This is a genomic window from Mitsuokella sp. oral taxon 131 str. W9106 (assembly GCF_000469545.1).
Lineage (GTDB): Bacteria > Bacillota > Negativicutes > Selenomonadales > Selenomonadaceae > AWVT01.
Genome location: NZ_KI273060.1, coordinates 57,849 through 81,392, shown reverse-complemented (window position 1 = coordinate 81,392; position 23,544 = coordinate 57,849). Strand labels below are relative to the sequence as shown.

The 23,544-nt window shown below is 58.5% G+C and carries 24 protein-coding genes; 18 read left to right on the top strand and 6 right to left on the bottom strand.

Annotation, left to right across the window (positions count from 1 at the left end; translation table 11 throughout):
* Nucleotides 1–12 precede the first annotated feature (12 nt).
* The 6 genes from ygeW to HMPREF1985_RS06785 all read left to right on the top strand — a co-directional run bounded on the left by ygeW (nucleotide 13) and on the right by HMPREF1985_RS06785 (nucleotide 7,425).
* A complete protein-coding gene (ygeW, locus tag HMPREF1985_RS06810) occupies nucleotides 13–1,209 on the top strand; it encodes a knotted carbamoyltransferase YgeW (protein WP_021771808.1) in 1,197 nt (398 codons plus the stop codon).
* A gap of 10 nt (nucleotides 1,210–1,219) precedes the next feature.
* Entirely contained in the window at nucleotides 1,220–2,185 is a 966-nt protein-coding gene (gene arcC, locus HMPREF1985_RS06805; protein WP_021771807.1) for a carbamate kinase, read from the top strand.
* A 42-nt stretch (nucleotides 2,186–2,227) separates the two neighbouring features.
* Nucleotides 2,228–3,688, top strand: a complete 1,461-nt coding sequence (locus HMPREF1985_RS06800; protein WP_021771806.1) for a sodium:solute symporter family protein — start codon at nucleotides 2,228–2,230, stop codon at nucleotides 3,686–3,688.
* Between the two features lie 120 nt (nucleotides 3,689–3,808).
* Nucleotides 3,809–5,278 carry an NCS1 family nucleobase:cation symporter-1 gene (locus HMPREF1985_RS06795; protein WP_021771805.1) on the top strand — a complete coding sequence of 490 codons (1,470 nt, stop codon included), beginning with the start codon at nucleotides 3,809–3,811 and terminating at the stop codon, nucleotides 5,276–5,278.
* Nucleotides 5,275–6,678: a dihydropyrimidinase gene (gene hydA / locus HMPREF1985_RS06790; protein ID WP_021771804.1), complete on the top strand. Its 1,404-nt coding sequence runs from the start codon at nucleotides 5,275–5,277 to the stop codon at nucleotides 6,676–6,678. The genes HMPREF1985_RS06795 and hydA overlap by 4 nt, the downstream gene beginning before the upstream one ends.
* 99 nt (nucleotides 6,679–6,777) lie before the next feature.
* Nucleotides 6,778–7,425 (top strand): helix-turn-helix transcriptional regulator, encoded by a 648-nt coding sequence (locus HMPREF1985_RS06785; RefSeq protein WP_021771803.1) that lies wholly within the window; start codon nucleotides 6,778–6,780, stop codon nucleotides 7,423–7,425.
* A 150-nt stretch (nucleotides 7,426–7,575) separates the two neighbouring features.
* Here the strand turns inward: HMPREF1985_RS06785 and HMPREF1985_RS06780 are convergent, their stop codons facing one another.
* On the bottom strand, nucleotides 7,576–8,820 hold the full coding sequence (locus HMPREF1985_RS06780) for an NAD(P)-dependent malic enzyme (RefSeq protein ID WP_021771802.1): 1,245 nt from the start codon (nucleotides 8,818–8,820) through the stop codon (nucleotides 7,576–7,578).
* Between the two features lie 347 nt (nucleotides 8,821–9,167).
* On the opposite strand from HMPREF1985_RS06780, the gene HMPREF1985_RS10805 reads away from it, so the two are divergent.
* Genes HMPREF1985_RS10805 through HMPREF1985_RS06770 form a run of 3 tightly spaced genes read left to right on the top strand, consistent with a single transcriptional unit; the run spans nucleotide 9,168 to nucleotide 10,287 of the window.
* Complete coding sequence (locus tag HMPREF1985_RS10805; RefSeq protein WP_051349073.1) at nucleotides 9,168–9,572, top strand: hypothetical protein; 405 nt, start codon at nucleotides 9,168–9,170, stop codon at nucleotides 9,570–9,572.
* Nucleotides 9,557–9,727: a hypothetical protein gene (locus HMPREF1985_RS11440; RefSeq protein ID WP_196805351.1), complete on the top strand. Its 171-nt coding sequence runs from the start codon at nucleotides 9,557–9,559 to the stop codon at nucleotides 9,725–9,727. Before HMPREF1985_RS10805 ends, HMPREF1985_RS11440 begins: the two co-directional genes overlap by 16 nt.
* Nucleotides 9,724–10,287, top strand: a complete 564-nt coding sequence (locus tag HMPREF1985_RS06770; protein WP_021771798.1) for an N-acetylmuramoyl-L-alanine amidase family protein — start codon at nucleotides 9,724–9,726, stop codon at nucleotides 10,285–10,287. Before HMPREF1985_RS11440 ends, HMPREF1985_RS06770 begins: the two co-directional genes overlap by 4 nt.
* A gap of 95 nt (nucleotides 10,288–10,382) precedes the next feature.
* Here HMPREF1985_RS06770 and HMPREF1985_RS06765 read toward each other — a convergent pair whose 3' ends face one another.
* Complete coding sequence (locus tag HMPREF1985_RS06765) at nucleotides 10,383–11,672, bottom strand: LCP family protein (RefSeq protein WP_021771797.1); 1,290 nt, start codon at nucleotides 11,670–11,672, stop codon at nucleotides 10,383–10,385.
* A 176-nt stretch (nucleotides 11,673–11,848) separates the two neighbouring features.
* Between HMPREF1985_RS06765 and HMPREF1985_RS06760 the strand changes: the two genes are divergently transcribed.
* Nucleotides 11,849–12,382: a CYTH domain-containing protein gene (locus HMPREF1985_RS06760; protein WP_051349078.1), complete on the top strand. Its 534-nt coding sequence runs from the start codon at nucleotides 11,849–11,851 to the stop codon at nucleotides 12,380–12,382.
* A gap of 231 nt (nucleotides 12,383–12,613) precedes the next feature.
* On the opposite strand, the gene HMPREF1985_RS11815 is transcribed toward HMPREF1985_RS06760, so the two are convergent.
* Entirely contained in the window at nucleotides 12,614–12,814 is a 201-nt protein-coding gene (locus tag HMPREF1985_RS11815) for a branched-chain amino acid transporter permease (protein WP_021771794.1), read from the bottom strand.
* Nucleotides 12,815–12,912: 98 nt separating this feature from the next.
* Between HMPREF1985_RS11815 and HMPREF1985_RS11810 the strand changes: the two genes are divergently transcribed.
* The gene (locus HMPREF1985_RS11810) at nucleotides 12,913–13,128 is read left to right on the top strand and encodes a hypothetical protein (RefSeq protein WP_369758559.1); all 216 of its coding nucleotides are present in this window, start codon (nucleotides 12,913–12,915) and stop codon (nucleotides 13,126–13,128) included.
* 32 nt (nucleotides 13,129–13,160) lie between these two features.
* Here HMPREF1985_RS11810 and HMPREF1985_RS11805 read toward each other — a convergent pair whose 3' ends face one another.
* Nucleotides 13,161–13,559, bottom strand: a complete 399-nt coding sequence (locus HMPREF1985_RS11805) for an AzlC family ABC transporter permease (protein ID WP_021771792.1) — start codon at nucleotides 13,557–13,559, stop codon at nucleotides 13,161–13,163.
* Between the two features lie 146 nt (nucleotides 13,560–13,705).
* Between HMPREF1985_RS11805 and budA the strand changes: the two genes are divergently transcribed.
* From budA to HMPREF1985_RS06735, 3 genes are read left to right on the top strand one after another with little or no spacing between them, the layout of a single operon-like run.
* Nucleotides 13,706–14,485 carry an acetolactate decarboxylase gene (gene budA, locus HMPREF1985_RS06745; RefSeq protein WP_231385175.1) on the top strand — a complete coding sequence of 260 codons (780 nt, stop codon included), beginning with the start codon at nucleotides 13,706–13,708 and terminating at the stop codon, nucleotides 14,483–14,485.
* A 35-nt stretch (nucleotides 14,486–14,520) separates the two neighbouring features.
* Nucleotides 14,521–15,195 carry a BglII/BstYI family type II restriction endonuclease gene (locus HMPREF1985_RS06740; RefSeq protein ID WP_021771790.1) on the top strand — a complete coding sequence of 225 codons (675 nt, stop codon included), beginning with the start codon at nucleotides 14,521–14,523 and terminating at the stop codon, nucleotides 15,193–15,195.
* Nucleotides 15,188–15,829 carry an MT-A70 family methyltransferase gene (locus HMPREF1985_RS06735; protein WP_021771789.1) on the top strand — a complete coding sequence of 214 codons (642 nt, stop codon included), beginning with the start codon at nucleotides 15,188–15,190 and terminating at the stop codon, nucleotides 15,827–15,829. Before HMPREF1985_RS06740 ends, HMPREF1985_RS06735 begins: the two co-directional genes overlap by 8 nt.
* Nucleotides 15,830–15,974: 145 nt before the next feature.
* Here HMPREF1985_RS06735 and HMPREF1985_RS06730 read toward each other — a convergent pair whose 3' ends face one another.
* A complete protein-coding gene (locus tag HMPREF1985_RS06730; protein ID WP_021771787.1) occupies nucleotides 15,975–17,876 on the bottom strand; it encodes a PTS fructose transporter subunit IIABC in 1,902 nt (633 codons plus the stop codon).
* Between the two features lie 43 nt (nucleotides 17,877–17,919).
* Entirely contained in the window at nucleotides 17,920–18,828 is a 909-nt protein-coding gene (pfkB, locus tag HMPREF1985_RS06725; RefSeq protein ID WP_040637338.1) for a 1-phosphofructokinase, read from the bottom strand.
* 175 nt (nucleotides 18,829–19,003) lie between these two features.
* Here pfkB and HMPREF1985_RS06720 point away from each other — a divergent pair, with 175 nt between their 5' ends.
* From HMPREF1985_RS06720 to HMPREF1985_RS06705, 4 genes are all read left to right on the top strand, one after another.
* The gene (locus HMPREF1985_RS06720; protein ID WP_021771784.1) at nucleotides 19,004–19,930 is read left to right on the top strand and encodes a YitT family protein; all 927 of its coding nucleotides are present in this window, start codon (nucleotides 19,004–19,006) and stop codon (nucleotides 19,928–19,930) included.
* Nucleotides 19,931–20,004: 74 nt separating this feature from the next.
* Nucleotides 20,005–20,622 carry a hypothetical protein gene (locus HMPREF1985_RS10800; protein WP_021771783.1) on the top strand — a complete coding sequence of 206 codons (618 nt, stop codon included), beginning with the start codon at nucleotides 20,005–20,007 and terminating at the stop codon, nucleotides 20,620–20,622.
* Nucleotides 20,623–20,627: 5 nt separating this feature from the next.
* Nucleotides 20,628–21,503, top strand: a complete 876-nt coding sequence (gene prmC / locus HMPREF1985_RS06710) for a peptide chain release factor N(5)-glutamine methyltransferase (protein ID WP_021771782.1) — start codon at nucleotides 20,628–20,630, stop codon at nucleotides 21,501–21,503.
* 81 nt (nucleotides 21,504–21,584) lie between these two features.
* On the top strand, nucleotides 21,585–23,486 hold the full coding sequence (locus HMPREF1985_RS06705; RefSeq protein ID WP_021771781.1) for a sigma-54-dependent Fis family transcriptional regulator: 1,902 nt from the start codon (nucleotides 21,585–21,587) through the stop codon (nucleotides 23,484–23,486).
* Nucleotides 23,487–23,544 lie beyond the last annotated feature (58 nt).

The window sequence follows — 23,544 nt, the reverse complement described above, 5'->3', positions numbered from 1 at the left end:
GGAGCATTCATCATGAAAGCAGATTTTGAGACGAGCCTCCGGCAGTTGGAAGGGCTCAGGACACAGGCTATGTTCGGGCAGGATTTCCTGCTGACGTGGGACAAGACGGATGATGAACTGAAGGCTGTCTGGGCGGCAGCGGACGCACTCCGCGCCCTGCGCGAGGAAAACATCTCAGCGCGGCTCTTCGGCAGCGGTCTTGGGATCTCCATCTTCCGCGACAATTCCACCCGCACGCGCTTCTCCTTTGCCTCGGCGTGCAACTTCCTCGGGCTTTCCGTGCAGGATCTCGACGAGAAGAAGAGCCAGATTGCACACGGCGAAACGGTGCGTGAGACGGCGAACATGGTCTCGTTCATGGCAGACGTGATCGGCATCCGCGACGATATGTACATCGGCAAGGGGCATACCTATCAGCTCGAAGTCGCACAAGCGATTGAGCAAGGGCACAATGACGGCATTCTCGAACAGCGTCCGACCATTGTGAACCTGCAGTGTGACATCGACCACCCGACGCAGGCCATGGCGGACGCAGCGCACATCATCCACACATTCGGCGGCATGGAGCAGCTGCGCGGCAAGAAGATTGCCATGACGTGGGCCTACTCGCCCTCCTACGGCAAGCCGCTCTCGGTGCCGCAGGGCGTAATCGGGCTGTTCACGCGGCTCGGCATGGATGTCGTGCTCGCACATCCGGATGGCTATGAAGTCATGCCCGATGTGCTGCATGTGGCGAAGGAAAACGTGCAGAAAGGCGGCGGTTCGTTCCGTGTGACGCACGATATGGACGACGCTTTTGCGGATGCCGCCATCGTCTACCCGAAGAGCTGGGCGCCATTCGCCGCGATGGAAACGCGCACGAAGCTCTATGCGGACGGCGACGAGGCGGGTATCATTGCGCTTGAAAAGGAACTCCTTGCACAGAATGCACAGCACAAGGATTGGTGCTGCACCGAGGAGAGAATGCGGCGTACGGAGGGGGGGAAGGCACTTTATCTGCACTGCCTGCCGGCTGACATCAATGAAGTCAGCTGCACACAGGGCGAAGTCGAGGCGTCCGTATTCGACCGCTATCGCGATCCTCTCTATAAGGAAGCGAGTTACAAGCCTTATGTCATCGCCGCCATGATCCTGCTCGCGAAGGCAAAAGATCCCGCGGCGGCGCTCCGCGCGATGAAGTCCCGTGCCCTGCCTCGCAAGATCTACTGAGGGCAGTAGCATGGAGCAGCAAGAAAAAAGCGGGAAGAAGAAACGGCGCGTTGTCCTTGCACTCGGCGGCAATGCGCTTGGCAAAAGCCTGCCGGAGCAGATACAGGCCGTCAAGATCACGTCGAAGGCGATCGTGGATCTCATTGAAGAGGGCTGCGAGGTCGTCGTTACGCACGGCAACGGCCCGCAGGTCGGCATGATCAACAATGCCATGGCGGCGCTCTCGCGCGAAAATCCTGCGCAGCCGAACACGCCGCTCTCAGTCTGCGTTGCCATGAGTCAGGCGTACATCGGCTATGATCTGCAGAACGCCCTGCGCGAGGAGCTTTTGAATCGCGGTATCACGAACATCTCCGTCGCGACCATCATCACGCAGTCACGCGTCGATGCGGACGATCCAGCATTCGATGATCCGACGAAGCCGATCGGGCATTTCATGACGAAAGAGCAGGCCGCATTCGCCGAAACACATTACGGCTATATCATGAAGGAAGACGCGGGGCGCGGCTACCGCCGCGTCGTCGCATCCCCAATGCCGCGCGAGATCATCGAGATCGGTGCCATTCGCGCCCTTGTCGAAGCGGGACAGATCGTCGTTGCCTGCGGCGGTGGCGGCATCCCCGTCATGCGAAACGGCAATCACTTGAAGGGCGCGAGCGCCGTCATTGACAAGGATTTCGGCAGTGAGCTCATTGCGGAAAATTTGGAAGCCGACTACCTGATTATCCTTACGGCGGTCGAGAAAGTTGCGATCCACTATCGGAAACCGGACGAGAAGTGGCTGGATGAGCTGACGCCAAAGGAGGCGCGCCGCTATATCGCCGAGGGGCAGTTTGCCCCCGGCTCCATGCTGCCGAAGGTCGAGGCGTCCATCCGCTTTGCCGAGTCCGCACCGGGGCGCACAGCCCTCATCACACTGCTCGAAAAAGCCAGAGACAGCGTGCTCGGCAAGACCGGCACAAAGATCCACGCATGAACACGGATTGGTCATCATTTCCTATCGTTAGGAGGGATCCCCATGCAAGTATCCTGGATTGTCATTGCGGTCGTTCTAGGTTACATGGCCATCATGCTCTTCATTGGCTGGTACGCAAAGAACCGCATCGAAAGCAACAGCGATTTCATGGTTGCGGGGCGCAGGCTCGGTCCTATCCTGATGGCCGGCACTCTCGCCGCGACGGAGATCGGCGGCGGCAGTTCACTGGGCGTCGTCCAACAGGGCATGGGCAACCACGGGCTTAGTTCGGCTTGGTACGTCATTGCAATGGGCTTCGCTTTCGTCATCCTCACCTTCATCGCGCCACGCTTCCGCGCCACGATGGTCAAGACGGTACCCGAATATTTTCGCCGTCGCTACGGCAAGATTCCCGGGTTCATCACGGCCATCATCATATTCCTGCCACTCGTCGGTCTGACCGCCGGGCAAATGATCGCCTCTTCCGTCATTCTTTCGACGATGCTTGGCATCAGTTTCGACGCAGCGGTTATCGCAATTTGCTGCATCGTTACAATTTATTCAGTCATGGGCGGCCTTTGGAGTGTCACATTGACGGATTTTGTTCAGGTCTTCTTCATTGTCTTCGGTATGGCTGTCGCCATTCCCTATGCATTTGATCTGGCGGGCGGCTGGACCAATATCAAAGCGCATGTGCCGGCAGAGTCGCTCAGCCTTTTCTCCGGCTACAGCGTTTTGGATGTCCTCGCGTTGACCATCATGTATATTGCGACCTTTACCGTTGGACAGGAAGCCGTCTCGCGCTACTATGCGGCACGTGACGGCAAGGCCGCACAACAGGGTTCCATCCTCGCGGCCATCATCAATTTTGTCTACGGGTTCATCCCCGCCATCCTCGGTGTCACCGTCCTTGCGCTCATTCACATGGGCATATTCGACCCTGCCCAGTTCGCGGATGTCGGCTCACGTTATGCACTGCCTGTTCTCGCTGTTCATGCCATGCCGCCACTCATCTGCGGTGTGCTCTTTGCCGGAGTCATCTCGGCGACGATGAGCAGCGCGAGCTCGGATCTTTTGGGAGCGGGCTCCATCTTTGCCAACGATATTTACCGTGAGTACATCAATAGGAACGCAAGTGATATCACGGTTATGCGCGTTGCACGCATCGTTATGGTACTCTCCGGGCTTCTCTCCCTTCTCATTGCCCTCTTCAACACGTCGAGTATCATCACGATCCTCATGTTTTCGTTCACGCTGCGTGCTGCTGGCTCGTTCTTCCCCTATGTCATCGGACTTTACTGGAAGGGCGCATCTGAGGCCGGGACACTCGCCTCGCTCGTCGTCGGCACCTTCGTCGTCGTCTACATCGAACACATCTCGCACGGCACGATCTTCGGGCTCCATGTTGGGCAGCCTATCCTGCCCGGTCTGCTTGCAGCGCTCATCGCGTTCCTTGCCTTCTCGAAGCTCATACCGCCCAAAGAGTATACGACCGAGCTTACGCCGGACACGCACGAATCGTGAAACGTAAGGTAAAACTTTGGTCTTCAGCAGGAAAAATTCTTTTATCGAAAAAATGGAGGGGAAGTCGCCGCCTCCATACTGTATAGGGGCTTCCCACTCCCCTTGTTAGGAGGGATAACGATGCAGAAGCAGTCAGCGTATCAAGTGGAGAAGGATGGCATGGTCAGTCTGACCGAGGCGGGCGTAAAGGCCATTGGGAATCACAAGAATTTCTATAGTCCGGCGACTCGGCCCATACCGCGCGAGAAACGCGACTGGCACACAAAGGACATGGCGAACCTGTGGATCGGCATCATGGTGTCGATCGCGGTTTACCAGGTCGCGAGTGGGCTATTGGTCGCAGGCATGACATGGTACCAAGCGCTCATCACGATTGTCATCGGGCACACGTTGGTCATGGCAGTCGCGATGATCATCGGGCACTACGGTGTGAAGTACGGCATGAACTACGCCATGTTGGGCAAGATCATCTTCGGGGAGAAAGGGCTTTTCATCCCTGCACTGATCCGCGGCATCCTTGGCGTCTTCTGGTTTGGTGTGCAGGCTTGGATCGGCGGACAGGCGGTGAACATCATCATCCAGACGATCTTTCCGGGCTGGGAGGAGCTCGGATTCACGGGCTTCTTCATCTCCTTTTTGATCTTTTGGGCGATCAATGTCTACATCGCGGCCTATGGCAACAAGGCGGTCAAGATCCTCGAAGGCGTTTCCGCACCTGCGCTGATCCTGATGAGTCTCATCGTCATCATTTGGGGGTTCAGCACCGCAGGATGGAGCCTTGACGCGCTCCTCAGCGCGCAGGTTCTCCAACCGCAGGAAGGCATAGACTTCTGGACGCTCTTTTGGCCGGCGCTCTCCGCAATGATCGCGTTTGACGGCGGCATTGCGCTCTCCATGCCGGACTTCACGCGCAGCTGCGTCAACCAACGGGCACAGATCCTCGGCCAGATCATCAGCGCGCCGCTCATGACGGGCTATATCGCCTTCGTCGGCATCTGCGGCACAGCCGGTGCATGGCTCGCATTCGGCAAGGAGATTTGGGAGCCTGCCGTGCTCATCGGCAATTTCGACAGCATGGCGATCCGCCTTATTTTCTCTGTCTTCATCATCATGGCCATACTGACGACGAACGTCGCGGGCAACTTGATCCCGCCTGTAAACATCGTGGCATCCTACCTCAAGGGGCGCCTCAGCTATCGTCAGGTGGCGATCCTCGTTGCATTTCTCGCGCTCTTTGCGCAGCCATGGAACTCTCTTTCCAGCGCCTACCATCTGATCTTTGACGTGACGCAGTTTCTCGGCGCTCTGATCGGTCCGATCTCCGGCATCTACATCGCAGCCTACCTTGTGGAGTACCATACGGAGATCCACATCGTGGACGCCTACATCGAGGGGCAAGGGAAATATTTCTACACACGGGGCTGGAATGTACGGGCGCTTCTCATCGTAGCCATCTTCACCGCGCTCATCTTCATGGGGCGTTTCGTCCCTGCGCTTGCGTCTCTCTTCAACAATGCCTATGTCTTCGGCACGCTTGGAGCAGGTCTGACCTATGCGCTCATGGCAAAGCTGAGGGGGGCTTCCAAATGAGGACAGTCATCAAAGGCGGGCTCGTCTGTCTGCCGAGTGATCCCATGCATCTCGACCTTGCCGTTGAGAATGGCGTTATCACGGAAATCGCCGAAAAGCTGGATGTCGGGGACGATTTTTCCATCGATGCCTGCGGCATGGTTGTCGTGCCGGGCGGCATTGACCCGCACACCCACATGGATCTCCAGCAATCCCCCCATCACAGGGCATGCGATACCTTCCTCACGGGCGGCATCGCGGCGGCCTGCGGCGGCACGACGACCATCATCGACCACATCGCGTTCGGTCCGCCCGGCTGCACGCTCCGCCAACCTATCGATGCCTATTGGGATCTCGCGAAGGATTGCCCGATTGACTACAGCTTCCACGGCGTGCTGCAGCATGTGGACATGGACATCCTCGACGAGCTCGGAGGATTGATCGACGCGGGATTCCCCAGCTTCAAGGCGTACACGACCTACGGCTTCCCCCTGACGGAGGCGTGGCTCATGCCTGTCCTGCGCGTGATGCGAGAGCGCGCAGGACTCCTCGCCGTCCATTGTGAGAATGACGTCATCACGAACACGCTTCGCAAGGAACTCGGCTCAGGCGAACGGGCTCCCATCGAACATGCGCGGACACGCCCCAACATTGCCGAGGCGATGAGCGTCAATATGCTGCTCTCTGTCGCACGGGCGGCAGGCGATGCACCTGCCTACATCGTCCATCTGTCGGCACATGAGAGCCTCGATCAGCTTCGCCTTGCGCGGCAGGAGGGACAACGCAACGCCTACGCTGAGACTTGCACCCAGTACCTCACACTCACGGAGGACAAATTACGAGGAAATGCCGATGACGCCATCCAGTACATCATGGCGCCGCCGCTCCGCAAGGCGGGGGATTGCGCGGCACTTTGGCAGGGGCTGCATAGCGGCGATATCCAAGTCGTCGCGACCGACCACTGCCCCTTTATGCCCGATGAAAAGCGTGCCCATGCCAAGGACTTCCGCGACTGTCCGGGTGGCACGCCTGGCGTTGAGGAGCGTATGCCGCTTCTCTTCAGCGATGGAGTGCTCGCAGGACGCATCTCCCTTCCCGATTTCGTCCGCGTGACCAGCACGAATGCGGCAAAGATCTTCGGTCTTTATCCTAGGAAAGGGACGCTCCTTCCGGGAAGCGATGCGGATATCGTCCTGATCGACCCACAGCGGGAGCATACGCTCACTGCGCGTGCTCTTCACAGTGCCTGTGGGTGGAGTCCGTACGAGGGCATGTCCGTACGCGCGTCAATCGCCCTCACCATGCTGCGCGGCGAGGTCATCGCACGGGAGGGCACATTCTGCGGAGCGCGCGGATATGGGCAGTTCCTCCAACGCAAGCGCACGGTTCCGTACGAGGAGATTGTCCGATTCCGATCTTGATTTCCTTTTGGGAAAGATGCTATGATAAGGGAAGCTGCTTCCATTTTATAGGGAGGCGGCTTCCCTTTCTTTTTGGAATGAAGAAGGAGGTTTGACAGCATGATGAACGGGCCACTCCTCGCCTGCCTGAAACGAATCGCCTGCGGTATCGCCCAGCAATTCGGGCCGAACTGTGAGGTTGTCATACACGATCTTTCCGATGTGGATCACTCCATTGTTGCCATCGAGAACGGTCACGTCTCTGGACGCAAGGTCGGCGATGGACCGTCGATGGCCGTGCTCGACGCCCTCAGCGGACAGCCCGGAAAGATGCACACAGAGGGCAGTTACCTCACGAAGGGCAAGAACGGCCGCATTCTCAAATCGACGACCATCTACCTGCGTGATGAAAACGAAACGATCATCGCGCTCTTCTGCCTGAACTTCGACATCACAGAGCTTTCTCTCGCCAGCAGTGCGCTTGCGCCTCTCATCTCCGTCATGTCTCAGAAGAGCGAGGATCGAAGCATACCGCAAAACGTCACGGAGCTCCTCGACGACTTGCTCGAAGATTCCGTACGTCTCGTCGGCAAGCCCGTTCCGCTGATGACACGCGAAGATAAAATTCGTGCCATTCACTTCCTAAATGAGCGCGGTGCCCTGCTTATCACAAAGTCCGGGGACAAGATCTCCCAATTTTTTGGGATCTCGAAGTACACGCTTTACAGCTACATTGGGGGAACCTCGGACGAGTCGTCCAGGTCATGAGTGGCATCCTAATTGCATCCAAAAACACCATGACGGCAGCGCAATCATTCACGCGGTGCTCCATGGCGTCCACCATACTGGAGAAGGCAGAGAAAGAAAAAGACCACACAGGGAGGGTTCATCCATGTGCGGTCTTTTGGTTGGATACGATCATGCTTTGTGGATTTCTTCGATTAACTTGCGCGTGTGTTCGGCGACTTCTTCCGGCGTGACGTTCTTGACGCGGGCGACACCCGTATCGCGTGCAGCCTTCGCGACGGCGGCGGCGACGTCGGGTGCGACGCGCGGGTCGAACGGGCTTGCGATGACGTGCTCTTCGTCACGCTCTGCATCGCGGATAAGCGCTGCGATCGCTTTTGCCGCCGCGATCTTCATCGCCTCGTTGATTTCCTTCGCGCGGACGTCGAGCGCGCCGCGGAAGATGCCGGGGAATGCGAGGAGGTTGTTGACTTGGTTCGGGAAGTCGGATCGTCCCGTGCAGACGACGCGCGCGCCGGCCGCCTTCGCCTCGTCTGGCAGGATCTCCGGGACGGGGTTCGCCATGGCCATGACAATCGGATCCTTTGCCATCGCGCGCACCATGTCCTTTGATACGCAGCCTGCGGCGGAGACGCCGATGAAGACGTCCGCGCCTTTGATGACGTCGGCGAGATGGCCTTTTTCATGGGATGGATTCGTGACCTTCGCGATGTCGTCCTTGTAGGGGTTCATGCCATTGGGGCGGCCTGCGTAAATGGCGCCCTTCGAGTCGCAGAGGATGATGCTGTGCCCGCCCATGCTGCAGATGAGGCGCGTGATTGCCTGCCCTGCCGCACCCGCGCCATTGATGACGAACTTCGAGCCCGCAAAGGTCTTGCCCGTGATCTTGAATGCGTTGATGAGCGCGGAGACGACGACGATGGCCGTGCCGTGCTGGTCGTCGTGGAATACGGGGATGTCGAGCGACTGTTTCAGTCTGGTTTCGATGTCGAAGCACTGCGGTGCCTTGATGTCTTCGAGGTTGATGCCGCCGAATGTCGGCGCCATGAGCTCGACGGCGCGGACGATCTCATCGACCGACTGCGTGTCGAGGCAGATGGGGACAGAGTCGACGCCTGCAAATCCCTTGAAGAGGATCGACTTGCCTTCCATGACGGGCAGCCCTGCGCCTGCGCCGATGTTGCCGAGGCCGAGGACGGCGGAGCCGTTCGTCACGACGGCGACGGTATTGCCCTTCGAAGTGTATTCATAGATCTTGTCGTAGTCGTCTTTGATCGCAAGGCAGGGTGCCGCGACGCCCGGCGTATAGGCGAGCGTGAGGTCTTCGCCCTTTTCGAGGGGAACCGTGCTCATCATGGCAATCTTGCCGTGATGGCTCTTGTGGAGTTCGAGTGCTTTTTCGTTTACCGTGCTCATCTGAGATCTTCCTTTCGCTGACTAAAGGCAAAATGCTTTCGTAATGTCATGGTTTTTATTATAGTATGTTATTCCAAAAAGACAAGTATAAATTTATGATGGACGCACGGTGCGTGTAGGCTGTACGGCTCCCGAACGTTCGACTTAAAGCGTTTTTGCTTTGGGGGATTGGACGACGCAAGAAGGAACGAATTGCATTCTGGCGCCTTGCGGAAAGAGGCATGCCGCAACGTATAAAGATAGAAAGGCATAAAAGAAAAGGAAAAGCATGGCACACATGACGCACGGCAGGCATTGGGACAAGACGGAAAATGGCTGTGCGAAACACGAAAGGGAGCGAGCAAGGGATGGACTTGGACGTCATGACGCAGATCCTGCTGACGCTTGTATCTGTGAGCACATCGACGATATGCGCCTACCTGCTCTACCGCTTGCAGGAGCAGGACAAGCGGCGCATGGAAGAAGCACGGGAGCGGGAACGCGAGCGGCAGGATGCGCTGGCAAGGCAGGCGCGTGAGTACGACGCGCTCCGAAAGGGCGTGCTCGCGGTGCTAAGGGACCGCATCGTGCAGTCCGCGATCCACTTCCACGTGCAGGGCTGCGCCAATGCGGCGCAGAAGGACAACATCAGCAAGATGTACGAGGCCTATCACGACCTCGGCGGGAACGGCACGGCGACGCACGCACTGAAAGAGGTGCTCGACCTGCCGTTTGAAAAGGAAGGAAGGCGAGCGGATTGCAAGGCGTGCTGAACGCCGAGACCATCGTGAGCATCGGGCTGGTCATTGCCCTCCTGCTTGCGATCCACAACGGCACGAACGAACTTAGCATGAGCATCGCGTCCGGGCTGATCGGCTACATCGGGCGCGGGAAGCTCGCAGAGACAAGAAAGGAAGGATCGAAATGAACGTATTCCTGAACCCCGGCCATGCGCCGGACGGGAACCCCGACCCCGGCGCGGTGAACGCCGAAACGGGGCTGCGGGAGTGCGACGTGGCAAAGGCCGTCGCAGACCTTGCAGAAGGCTATCTAAAGGAGGCAGGCGTCACGGTCGTCGGCAACTTGCAGGACGACAGCCTTGCCGCCATCACAGACGCGGCGAACGAGAGCGGCGCGGACGTGTTTGTCAGCATCCATTGCAACGCCGCAAGCCCCGCCGCGCAGGGGACAGAAGTCTGCATCTACCCCGGATCGGCGGAGGGTGAAAAGCTCGGTGGCTGCATCCTCGCACAGATCACCGACGCACTCGGCACGGCAAACCGCGGGCTAAAGGTGCGGACGCCCGGCGTGAACGGGCTCTACGTGCTGAGCCATACGGACATGCCCGCCGTCCTCGTCGAGCTTGCCTTTATCAGCAACGAGGAGGATGCGGAGCTGCTGAGCAGCAGGCAGGACGACTTCGCCCGTGCCATCGCGCGCGGCGTGACGGACTATGAGCAGATGCAAGGCAAGAAAACGAAAGGATGATGGAAAGGAGCAAGTGGGCAGCATTTGTTCCGGCATCCTATTCTGTTATTGTAAGAAAAAAGCAGCCTCCCGAAGGGGAAGGCTGCTCGTTTGTTTTACCGCGATTTTCCACCTGCGCTGTCGCGCGTCGGAACAGGACCCGTGCTTGCCGGTGTGCCGGATGTATCATCGGAGGCGTTCGAAGCGTCATTCTCATGGCGCATATCACGCGTTTTCTCAGGTGCGTCGGAGGAGGAATTGGAGCCTTTCGCATCCTTGCTGTCCTTTCCCCCTTTTTTCGTATTCGTGTCCTTTGCGTCCCTGTCGCGGCCTTTTGCATTTCTGTCCTGCTTCAAGTGGCTCGTCGTATGTGCCTTGCCGATCGAGGTGTCGCTTGCGGGCACTTCCTTTGCATTCGCCGGGATGGACTTCTTGTACTCGGATTCCTGCTGGTCCATGCGCGAACGGTCGGACGCACTCAGCGTGATGCCAAGCGTATCGGCGAGCGCCGTGCGGAGTTCCTTGAGATCCGGGATCCAATAGCTGATGCCGTCGATGTAGAGCGGGCGCCCCGGAACCATCTCGGTCTTGAGCCCGTTCTTCTGCGATTCCTTGAGCGATCCTGCGAACTCAAGGAGCTGGCGGACGTTGAGATCGGTCTTGACGGAGTCCATGATCTCGCTGATGACGGTCGGCAGCTTCAGGATGATGGACGGGGAAACGAGCTTGTCCATGCACGCTTTCATGAACTTCTGCTGGCGGCGTATGCGCCCGATGTCGCCTTCCTCATCGCGGAAGCGCACGTAAGTGACGGCTGTCTTGCCGTCCATGTGCTGCATGCCGGGCTTCAGGTCGATGAGGAGCCCTCCGTCGTCATCCCATGGGTCTTCGTAGTACATGCGCTTCTCGACGTCGATGTCGATGCCGCCGATTGCGTCGATGATCTTTTGGAACGACTTCGGATTGATGATGATGTAGTGATCCATGTTGACGCCGAGGAAGTCCTCGACGGTGCGCTGCGTGAGTTTCTCGCCGCCGTAGGCGTATGCGGCATTGATCTTGTCCCAGCCATTGCCCTTGATCTTGACGCGCGTATCGCGCGGGATGGAGAGCAGCGCCGCCTGATTTTTCTTCGGGTCGATCGTGGCGACCATGAGCGTATCGCTGCGCCCGACGTCGTCGTCGCGTTCGTCGACGCCCATGATCATGATCGTCGTCTTGTCGCGCGCCGTGAGAAGCCCATCCTCGACGACGTCATCTTTCGGCTTGTCGAGGAGCCCTGAGGATGCAAAGAGAGCACCCGCGGCCGCCGCGATGAGAAATGCGAGGACGGCGAGCACCCACGGCCATATACGCCGTTTCTTTTTTTTCGGGCGCGGCGGGATCGGTTGGTTCTGCAAGTTCATACCTTCTTTTCATCGAATATAAAGTCGTGAACGCCCGTCTCAAAAAGAGAAACAGAGCACATATTATCCCTGAAACTATACCACTCTACCGCGCATTTCTGAAAATCGGCAGGAGAACGTTGCGCGTGCTTTTGCCGCATGGTATGGTAGGGAAAAAAGACAAGGAGGATATCGACATGGCAGTGGAGATCGAGCGCAAATTTCTCGTCCGGGAAAATTGGAAGCCGAAAGGCGCAGGCGTGCGCATCGCGCAGGGCTATCTGTCGCGTGAGCCGATGCGGACGGTGCGCGTGCGCGTGAAGGGAAAGAAGGGGTACCTGACCGTAAAGGGGAAAAATGAAGGGATCCGCCGTGCGGAGTTCGAGTACGAGGTGCCGCTTGCGGATGCGGAGGCGATGCTCGCACTCTGTGCGCCTCCGATCATCGAGAAGCGGCGCTACATCGAGCGGATCGAAGGATTTCGGTGGGAGATCGACGTGTTCGCTGGCGAGAATGAAGGGCTTTGCGTCGCGGAGATCGAGCTGTCTGACGAGAATGTGGATTTCCCTTTGCCACCGTGGGCAGGAGAGGAGGTTTCGGGGGATGCGCGGTACTACAATTCACAGCTCGCACGCGTTCCTTATCGGACATGGAGCCAATCGCAGCCGCGTTATCCACAATCGCATGGGTTCGCTTTTGAAAGAAAGGCACAAGATGTGGAAAAAAGATGAAATGTTCGACTAGCGCATGGGGTTATCCACTTTTTTATCCACATGATCCACAGAAATGGGAATATTTCTTTCCCACAGTATACACAAAATCGAGATTCGGCAAAAAAACAGGAAAGAAGATACCGCATCGTCCGATTTCCCCAATCGTTATCCACATCTGTGGATTATTATGTGGATAAAGCGAAAATCTGTACGGTGCACTGCATGGGATCCGCGGTTCCTTACGAGACCTTAAGAGAAAAGAGTTTGCACGAGAAGCATATAGAGAAGCGTTCCGCCGCCAATTGAGAGCAGCATCTGGCGCCGCACGCGATGGAGGAGGATCGTTGCCGCAACGGCGATCCATTCGGGGAGCCCGTGCGAGCCTGAGGCAATATCGACGTGGCGCAGGCAGTAGACGACGAGGAGCGAAAAGACGGATGCGGGAAGCATGCGTCCGAGGTAGCGGATATAGGGCGGCGTCTTCCTGTCTCGCGGCTGGCGTATCCAGCCGCTTCCGAAACAGGGTGAAAGCAGCGAGGATGGCAGCCATGGCGGGAATGAGGAACGACTCTGCCCCAAAGATGCGAAGTGCGAGGAAGGAAAGCGCGAGACCGATGAGTGCGCTTCGGTGGTCGTCCGAGACGAGCCAGTTCTCTGTGAATATCGTGACAAACATCGCCGTCAGCACGAATCCGAGCCCCTTCGTATCAAACGAGAGCAGCGAGCCGAAGAGGGCGCCGACTGTCGCGCCGCCGAACCAGTAGAGGTGATTGAGCAGCGTGACCCAGAAGAAGAACTAGCCGCGGTTGACGCCCTCTGGCACTTTTGCCGTGTAGTTGATCGAAAAACTCTCGTCGCACATGCCGTAGATGAGGTATGGGGTCTTCGCGCCGTGCCCGCGGTACCGATCGAGCATGGAAATGGCGTAGAAGAGATGGCGCGCGTTGACGATGAAGGCGAGCGCGAATGCGTGCAGCGGCGAAAACGGCGCGAGCAGCAGCGGCACGGTCAAAAACTCGACCGAGCCCGCGAAGATCAGCAGGCTCATGAGCATCGGATAGATGGGGGAAAATCCCTCTGCTCCCATGTAGATGCCGTACGCCATGCCGAGAAAGGAAAAGCCAGCAAAGATCGGGATCGTGTAGGGGAAGGCGGCGAGGAGTGCGTCGCGCGCCGCAGCAGTCGTCTGAGACATGGAGAAACCTCCTTTTGAACGGATTTCTGCGACAGAAGAATGGTATCATAAAAAGTCTTTCGCGTGCTATTTCGCGTGCTATACGTGCTATAATGGAGAAAGAAATCGGTACGAATGGATCTAGGAAGAAAGGGAGCCATTTGGATATGGAGCGATACGAGGAGGAAATGAGCTGGGAAGAGCGGGCAGCGCGCGTGCACAGGGAGCGTGACCCCGTCTACCAGGTTTCGACGTTGCAGGCACTTGTCATGGGCAATTTTTACGGAAGCGCGGCGATTGAGCACGTGCTGGAGCACGGCGATACGGGGCTCGGCACATTCCACGCCGTCGCCGGCGAGCTCGTCGTCATCGACGGGCACGCGTACCGCATCCTAGGCGACGGACGCGCCGTGGAGGCAAAGCCACACGACACGACGCCGTTTGCGAGCGTCGCGTACCTCACGGACCGCGCTTATCGGATCAAGCTCGGCCGCGTGCCGAGCCTCGACGTCCTGCGCGATGTCCTCGACGAACGCGTCGAGCTGCTCGGTGTCAACAACATGTACCTCGTGCGCATCGACGGCTACTTTCGCCGTGTCGCGGCGCGGACGGAACTAAGCCAGCAGGAGCCGTTCCTGCCGTTTGCCGAGGTGTTGAAGACGGATGAGCGCCGCTTTGCGTTCGAGGAGGTCGCTGGCTCGCTCGTCTGCTTCTACTTCCCGCCGTACTTGGATGGCGTCAATACGCCTGGATGGCACTTCCACTTCATTGACGCGGTGAGACAGCACGGCGGCCACGTGTTTGGACTCTGCATGGAGCACGGCATCGTCCGCATGCAAAAGAGCGATCGCTTCATCATGGACTTGCCGCATAACGATGCGTTTCAGGACGCGCGGCTCGAAAACGCATCGAAGGACGATATCCGGCAGATCGAGCAGGGCGAGTAGCGCTGTTCCAATGGTTTACGACAGGAGGGCCTGCCATGCAGTTTCAGCCGTATTTTCGAAACGGACTGCTTGAGCGGTATGAGGTATATAATTATGGTCATGCGCTAGAAATACTTCATGATGCGTTTTCTGTGGAGTGGCAGGAGATTCAGTCTTGTTTATGTGGATTGACGCTTACTATGGCAGATCTAAAAAAAGCAGGAGGAAATGGATCGCCAATTCCCCAAAAATTTGATGATCTTTTATATCCGTATGGATGGAGAGAAATTCGCATCAGCGGCGACTTGATCGTGAAAAAGTATCCGAGACAGTCTGCACAAAGACGCGGACGTTTTTCTGATCAGCCTTATGAAATCGATACGATTCAAGGCTATATTGATGGACATAATATCGATTTCCTAAAGAATCGAGTGGCTTTTGATTTAGAATGGAATAGCAAAGATCAAACTTTTGATCGGGATCTGCTGGCGATGAGAACGTACTTTGATTGTGGCTTGATCGATGTTGGAGTCATTGTAACGCGTGCCGAAGACCTAAATGATATTTTTCGGACGACAACGGATGATAAAGGTATGCTCTTGATCAAAAAATACGGGGCAAGCACGACGTGGATGGGAAAGCTGCTTTATCGGTTGAATTCTCGAAGAAATGGCGGATGTCCAATTTTAGCTGTTGGAATACGAAAGGAATGTGTGCAAGACGATGCCTGACCTAAATCAGACCATACAAAATCTGCGTGTGTTTACGAATGGGAAAAAATACAATACCATTTATGCGGATCCGCCATGGCGGTTTCAGAACCGCACGGGAAAGATGGCACCTGAGCATAAGCGGCTGACGCGGTATGAAACGATGAAATTAAGTGAAATCAAAGCACTGCCCATTGCTCAGATTGCGGGAGAAAAAGCGCACCTCTACCTGTGGGTTCCCAATGCTTTGCTGCCAGATGGGCTAGCTGTCATGGATGCGTGGGGCTTTGACTACAAGGGCAATATTGTTTGGGAAAAGATTCGGAAAGACGGCGGACCGGATGGACGCGGAGTAGGGTTTTACTTTCGGAATGTCACCGAATTGGTTTTATTCGGGATTCGAAAGAACAGTTCACCAAACCGAACGCTTGCCCCTGCGCGCTCGCAGGTCAATATCATTCGTTCGATGAAGCGCGAACATAGCCGAAAGCCGGATGAAATCATTCCGATCTTGGAAGCGTGCAGCATGGCGCCTCGCATTGAACTGTTTGCACGAGGCGTGCGAAACGGCTGGGATATGTGGGGAAATCAGGCAGATGCTGCATATGAACCGACTTGGGAAACGTATGCCAATCATACGCGAGCCTTGTCATGATTTCCGGGATGCAAAAGCTTTGCGTCTGCGTCAAAGGCTATGGGCACGTGCCGTGCGAAATGACGCCTTGCATAATATGAAAGCGCCCCTCCCGCCGCTGCCAACCAGGCGAGAGGGGCGCTTTGCATGGCTACGACAATTCGCGTCAGTCTTTCAGCGGCTTTTTGAGCACGGAGAGGATCGCGCAGCCGACGACGGCGCCGACGAATATGCTCACGAGGTACATGAGTGGGTTGCCGATGGTCGGCACGACGAAGATGCCGCCGTGCGGCGCGCGCAGCGTGCAGTCGAAGAACATCGTCAATGCGCCTGCGATGGCAGAGCCAACAATCATCGACGGGATGACACGGACGGGATCGCCCGCGGCGAACGGAATCGCGCCTTCGGTGATGAAGGCGAGTCCCATGACGTAGTTCGTGATGCCCGCCTTGTGCTCGTTTTCCGTGAAGCGGTTCTTGAAGAACGTCGTGCAGAGCGCGATGGCGAGCGGCGGGACCATGCCGCCTGCCATGACAGCCGCCATGACGTGATACTCGCCCGACGCGAGAAGTCCCGTGCCCGTGACGTAAGCCGCCTTGTTTACCGGGCCGCCCATGTCGACGGCCATCATGCCGCCGACGATCATGCCCATGAGAATGCGCGCGGAGGGATCCATGTTCTTCAGTGTCTCGATCATCCAGGAGTTGATCGCCGAAACGGGCGGCGCGATGAGGAAGAGGCTGATCGCGCCCATGAGGAGGATGCCGAGGACGGGGTAGATGAGCATGGGCTTCATGCCCTCGAGCGAGTCTGGGAGGACGCGCGCCGCCTTCTTGAGCGCATTGACGAGGTAGCCCGCGACGAAGCCTGCGATGAGTGCGCCGAGAAAGCCGGAGCCTGTCGTGCCGGCGAGCGCGCCGCCGACGAAGCCGACGGCAAGGCCCGGGCGGTCGGCGATCGACATCGCGATAAATCCCGCGAGTACGGGCAGCATGAAGCCGAACGACGCGCCGCCAATATCCTTGAAGAACTTTGCGACCGGTGTATTCGAGCCGAAGTTCGCGGGGTCGATGCTGTAGTCATCGAGCAGGAAGGCGAGTGCGATCAGGATGCCGCCGCCGACGACGAACGGGAGCATGTGGCTGACGCCGTTCATGAGATGCTTGTAGATCTGACGGCCGAGGCTGTCGCCTGCGGTGTTTGCCGCCGACTCCTCCTCCGTGCCGCCCGCCCCTTCATAGACGGGGGCGCTCCCTGAGAGGGCGCGGTCGAGAAGCGCATCCGCCTTGTTGATGCCGTCGGCGACCTTCGTGATGACGACCCTCTTGCCTGCAAAGCGCGCCATCGCGACGTTCTTGTCCGCCGCGACGATGATGCCGTCCGCTGCGGCGATTTCGTCCGGCGTCAGCACGTTTTTGGCGCCGCCCGATCCGTTTGTCTCGACCTTGATGGAGATGCCGCGCTTTTTTGCGTGCTGCTCAAGGCTTTCCGCTGCCATAAACGTATGCGCAATGCCCGTTGGGCAGGCGGTGACGGCGAGGACTTGGATATGGTCGGAGACGGGCGCCGCCTCTTCTTTTCCTTTGTCCTCTGCCTTCGGCGCCTCGAATTTGCCGTCCTCCTTGCGGTCGATGAGATGCAGGAACTCGTCTTTCGTCTTGGCGGCGATGAGCGCTTCCTTGAAGTCGGGATCCATGATCATCGTCGCGAGACTCGATAGGATCGTGAGGTGCTCGTCATTCGCCGAGTCCGGCGCGGCGATCATGAAGAAAAGACGGGCGGGCTTGCCGTCCATCGACTCGAAATCCATGCCGTCCGGCACGGTCATTGCGGCGAGACCTGCCGACTTGACGCCCGCGCTCTTTGCGTGCGGCGTCGCGATGCCGTCGCCGAGACCCGTCGTGCCCGATGCTTCGCGCGTGAATACGTCCTTCGTGTACTGCTCCTTATCGGAGAGGTTGCCGCCCTTGTCCATGAGGTCGGCGAGCTCGCGGATCGCGGCCGCCTTGTCGGCCGGTTTCGTGCCGAGCGCGATGCTTTCCCTCTTCAGCAAATCGGTAATGCGCATGATACACTCCTTTTCTACTGGAAACTGAGAATTGAAATCAGGGTCATAGAATCGTCTTCAAGAGTGCTTCGACTTCGGGACGCGTCGCGAGATCCTCGCTGAACGCCGAAGCGCTGCCCGTCGCAACGCCTTGGAAGAAAGCGCGGCGATAGTCGCCGCCGCTCTCCTCAAAGCCCGTCAGAAAACCTGCGACCATTGAGTCGCCGGCGCCGACGGAGTTTACGAGCCTGCCTTTCGGCGCAGGGCTCTTGTACGTCGTGCCGTCTTCGCCGAGGAAGAGGGCGCCATCTCCCGCCATCGAGATGAGCACGTTGCGCGCGCCCTTTTTCTGAAGCTTCTTCGCGTGGGCGAGGAGTTCTTCGTCCGACTTCAGGACGACGCCGAACATATCGCCGAGCTCGTGGTTGTTCGGCTTGATGAGGAACGGATGGTACGTGAGGACGTTTAGGAGGAGCTTTTTCTCCGCGTCGACGACGATGCGGATGCCACGTCCGTCGACGCGTTCCATGATGCGCTCGTAGATGTCGTCGGGCAGGGTCTTTGGGATCGAGCCTGCGAGCACGAGCGTGTCGTTCTCCTTCAGGCGGTCGAGCTTCTTGAAAAGCTCGTCCCGCTTCGCGGCAGGGATATCCGGACCTTGCCCGTTGATTTCCGTTTCCCGGTTTGCCTTGATCTTGACGTTGATGCGCGAGAAACCGCTTTCGAGGTGGACGAAGTCATGTGCGACGCCGAAGCCTTCGAGCTGACGCTTGATTTCCTCGCCCGTAAAGCCTGCGAGGAAGCCGAGCGCCGTGCTTTTGATGCCCATGTTTCCGAGCACGATGGATACGTTTATCCCCTTGCCGCCGCCTAATACCTGCTCGTAGTTCACGCGGTTGATCGCACCTGCCGTGAATGCGTCGAGGCGCACGATGTAGTCGAGTGCAGGGTTGAATGTCACCGTATAAATCATGTTTTGCAATCCCTCCATTCTAAGAATTATTCTATCATAGCGGGAGAGGATTGCAAGGCATCGCGATGTGCCAAAGCAAATATTTCAGCCAATTTTCATGGCGAAATGATGGAATTTCTTCTATAATATTCTATAATACAAATACAAGATATAGATTCGAAAAGGAGCAGACCACATGACCGAAACACAGCCCGTCCATCCGTCGCTTGCTGCATCCGAGCAGCCAAAGCCGCCGGCGCGGAAGGGCACGCAGAAACGTCCCGCTTCGTTTTACATCAAAAGGTACGTGACCATTCTCATCGGAGCAGTCATCGCGGCAGTCGGACTCGAACTTTTCCTCATTCCGAACAACGTCATCGACGGCGGCGTCGTCGGCATTTCCATCATGATGAGCGCGGTCACGGGTTGGAAGGTCGGCGTATTCCTCATCGTTCTCAACATCCCGTTTTTATATCTCGGCTACAAGCAGATCGGCAGGAACTTCGCGATCGCAACGGTCATCGCGATCTGCATTCTTTCCTTTTGGACAACGGTATTCGAGCCGGTTCCGCCCGTCACGGCCGATCCGTTCCTCGCGGCGGTTTTCGGCGGCATCATCGACGGTCTCGGCGTGGGGCTCATCATGCGCGCGGGCGGCTCGCTCGACGGAACGGAAATCGTCGCGATCATCATGGACCGCAAGTCGATGTTTTCCGTCGGCGAAGTCGTCATGTTCATCAACCTGTTCATCCTGTCGAGCGCGGGACTGCTCTTCGGCTGGGACAAGGCGATGTACTCGCTCGTCGCGTACTTCATCATTGCCAAGATGATCGACGTCGTCATCAAGGGACTCGACGAGAGCTATGCCGTCATGATCGTCACGAGCGAGCATGACGAAGTGACCGATGCGCTGAACGACCGCCTGGGGCGCGGCGTCACGCTGCTGCACGGCGCAGGCGGCTACACGGGCGAGCCGAAGGAAGTCCTATACTGCGTCGTCACGCGCCTGGAAGTCGACAAGCTCAAGGAAATCGTCCTCGAAAAGGACGAGAGCGCCTTCGTCACGATCAATGCCGTCCACGACATCGTCGGCGGCAGGTTCAAGAAGAAGGCGATCCACTGAGGGAGGCTGTCTGTCGCCGCTTCGAGCCAAGCGTCCGCCATGGGAAATGGAAATGGAAAGAGGAGGGAAGTGCCATGAGAAAACGCCTTGGCATGGTTCTATGCGTGCTGTTCGTGCTGCTGCTGCCGGCTGCGGCGTCGGCGGCAGAGCGCACGCCGCTTCGCGTCGCACGCGTCCCGCTCCAGATCGGCACGTATCACGCGCCTTCTGAAAGCGTCGTACGCGGTATGGAGGAGAAGGTGAGCCGTGCGCCCCACCTTCCGCTCAACGAGACGATGCACTATGCCGACTTCCTGCCGAAAGACGCCGTGGCTTTGGCACTTGCCGAGAGCCAGAGCCGCGATCCCAAGGAAATCGTGCGGGAGATCGCGCGCCGCATGGACGCCGGCCTCGTCGTGCTTCCCCTCTTGACGGGTTACGAGAGCTACACGCGCAGCAGTTGGGACTTCATGCGCGGCAGGATCCTCCATAGCTACGCCGCCGTGCGCGTCATCGTCTATGACCGCCGAGGTGACCGCGTCATCGATAAAGGCGCGTCCGACACCTACGACGACGAGGCCACACCACGCGGCGAGGTCGGCAATATGGCGATCGAATGCATGGACACCGCCCTTCGCCGCACGGGCCTTCACGCACTCCTATGGGCGCGAAAAGGGCAAGGGCATAGCGCGATTCAGGAAAAGGATAGGTAGGCACATTGGCTGAGGTTTGGACGATTGGGCGTCTGCTGAAATGGACCGAGCAATTTTTTTCGGCGAAGGGCATCGAAAACCCGCGCCTTGACGCGGAGGTGCTGCTCGTCCATCTGCTCAAGAAGGAGCGCATTTACCTCTACGTCCACTTCGACGAGCCGCTGGAGATGCGCGAGCTCGCCGCTTTTCGCGCGCTCGTCCGAAAGCGGGCAGCGCATATCCCCGTCGCGCTCATCCTCGGCGAGAAGGAGTTCATGGGGCTTCGGCTCTCGGTCACAGAGGCGACGCTCGTGCCGCGTCCCGATACGGAAATCCTCGTGCAGGCGGCGATCGACCGCCTAAAGGCGCGGCAGGAGGAAAAGGGAGCGCCTGCGCACTTCGCCGACATCGGCACGGGCACGGGCGCCGTTGCGCTCGCCGTGCTCCACTACCTCGCAAAGAGCACGGCGGAGACGGTGGACATATCGAGCGCGGCATGCGAGGTCGCGCAGCGAAACGCTGCCGCGCTCGCGCTCACGGATCGGATCACGTTCCATACGGGCGACCTCCTCGCGCCGCTCGCAGGAAAGACGTTCGACGCGATCCTATCGAATCCGCCCTACATTCCAGACGCCGATATCGCATCGCTTGCGCCCGAGGTGCAGCGGTTCGAGCCGCATGCGGCTCTTTCGGGCGGCGCGGACGGGCTCGACTTTTACCGCCGGCTCACAAAAGACGCGCCTGCCATGCTCGAAGCGGGCGGATTCATGGCGCTGGAGGTCGGCATTCATCAGGCAAAAGCGGTCGTCGCACTCATGAAGGCGAATCCCCGCATTGGGCGGACGGAAATTTTGCGTGACTACGCCGGCATAGAACGCGTCGTCGTGGGATGGCGGGGGTAGCGGCGCCTGCTTTTCTGGCACTGTCGTGCGCGCTGGCGAATGCATATTTGGGGTGCGGCATTTTAAAGGAGGAGGTGCGCTTTGCAGGCAAGGATTTTGGTCATCGCGCCATTTCCTGCGCTCGCGGACGAGGTGCGCCGGGTACTCGACGAGCGCATGGGGAAGCGGCGCGGTCTGTTCCGCGTCGTCGTCGCCGACCTCGCGGCGGCAAAGGATATCGTGCAGCGGGAGATGCAGGACAGCATCAAGGTCATCGTGAGCCGTGGCGGCACGGCAGGCCTCATCGAGGAGACGACGCATGTTCCCGTCGTGCGCATCCAGGTCTCGCTCGTCGATATCATGCGCGCCGTGCTCGCCTCCGGCGCGGGGAGCAAGGCGAAAAAGGTGGGCGTGTCGGGCTTTGAGAATATGGTCTATGGCTGCGATGATCTCGGCGCGCTCCTGCGCATGAAGCTCGTCGAAATCAAGATCAAGGGCGAGGCGGAGGCCAAAGAGAAGATCGCGCATGCGATGGAGGACGGCGTCGATCTCCTCATCGGCGATGCCGTTTCGGTGCGCGTCGCGCGTGCGCAGGGACTTGCGGCGAAGACAATCGATTCGGGTCGGCAGGCGATTTTTCAGGCGCTCACGGAGGCACTCCTCATCGCGCGCGTCGTGCAGCAGGACGAAGCCAAGTCGGAAATGCTGTGCGCGGTCGTCCATCAGTCCCAGGACGCGATCATCGCGACGGATCACGAGGGGCGCATTACGATTTTCAACCCGGAGGCGGAGCGCCTTGTGCGCCGCGTGCGCTGCGAAGTGATCGGAAAGCCGCTCGCACGCATCTGCCCTGCGCTTCTCGCCAAGCCTTCTGAGGAAGACTTCCTTGATCTTTACGGGACAAAGGCGCTCGTGAAAACGTCGGATCTGCCTGACGGCATGACGATTTACCGCGTGCAGCGCATATCGGAGGTGCAGCGGACCGAGCAGCGCATCCGCCAAAAGCTTGCGGCGAAGGGACTGACGGCGAAGTACCACATGGAAGATATCATCGGCTCGTCTGCGCCCTGCGAGGCGATGAAGAGAAAGGCGATGCGGTATGCGCTGACCGATTCGACGATTCTCATAACGGGCGCGTCGGGTACGGGCAAGGAAATGCTCGTACAGGGCATCCACAATCGGAGCAGCCGCAGGAGCGGCCCGTTTGTCGCGGTCAACTGCGCGGCGCTGCCCGAAAATCTCTTGGAAAGCGAGCTGTTCGGCTATGTGGACGGCGCATTCACGGGGGCACGGCGCGGCGGCAGGCAAGGCCTCTTCGAGCTCGCGCACGGCGGGACGATTTTTCTCGACGAGATCGGCGAGGTGCCGACCTCGCTCCAGTCGCGTCTCCTGCGCGTCTTGCAGGAGCACGAGGTCATGAAGCTCGGCGGCGAGAGCGTCATCCCCGTCGACGTGCGCATCGTGGCGGCGACGAACCAGGACCTCGCCCGCATGGTGGAGGAAGGGACATTCCGCGCCGATCTCTACTATCGGCTCAACATCCTGCGCATCCACATGCCGACGCTTGCCGAGCGGCGGGCAGACATCCCGCTGCTCGCGCGCGCCATGATCGTCAAGATGAAAAAGCTCAATCCCGCGATTGCGGGAATCGCGGAAGATGCGGAAAGCGCGCTTGCCGCGCATGCATGGCCGGGCAATATCCGCCAGCTCGCCAATGTGATGGAGCGGCTCATGCTCCTCTCGGACGGGGCGGAAATCACGCGCGATGCCGTCCTTGCCGCATGGGCGGACGATGGGGAAGAGAACCGGGGAAACGTGCCGGGCTCCCCGCGGGAAGGAGATGGCGCGCTGCATGGCGAGCTCCGCGATGTGGAGGAGGAAACCGTGCGGCGCATCCTTGCGGAGGAAGGCGGCAGCTGCAGCCGCGCGGCAAAGCGCCTAGGCATTCACCGCACGACGCTTTGGCGGAAAATCAAGAGAAAGGAAAATCGAGACAATCCATAACGTATGACGAAAAAGCTGTTGCAGGCTTGTTGCAGAAAGATACAATATGTTTCTTCTT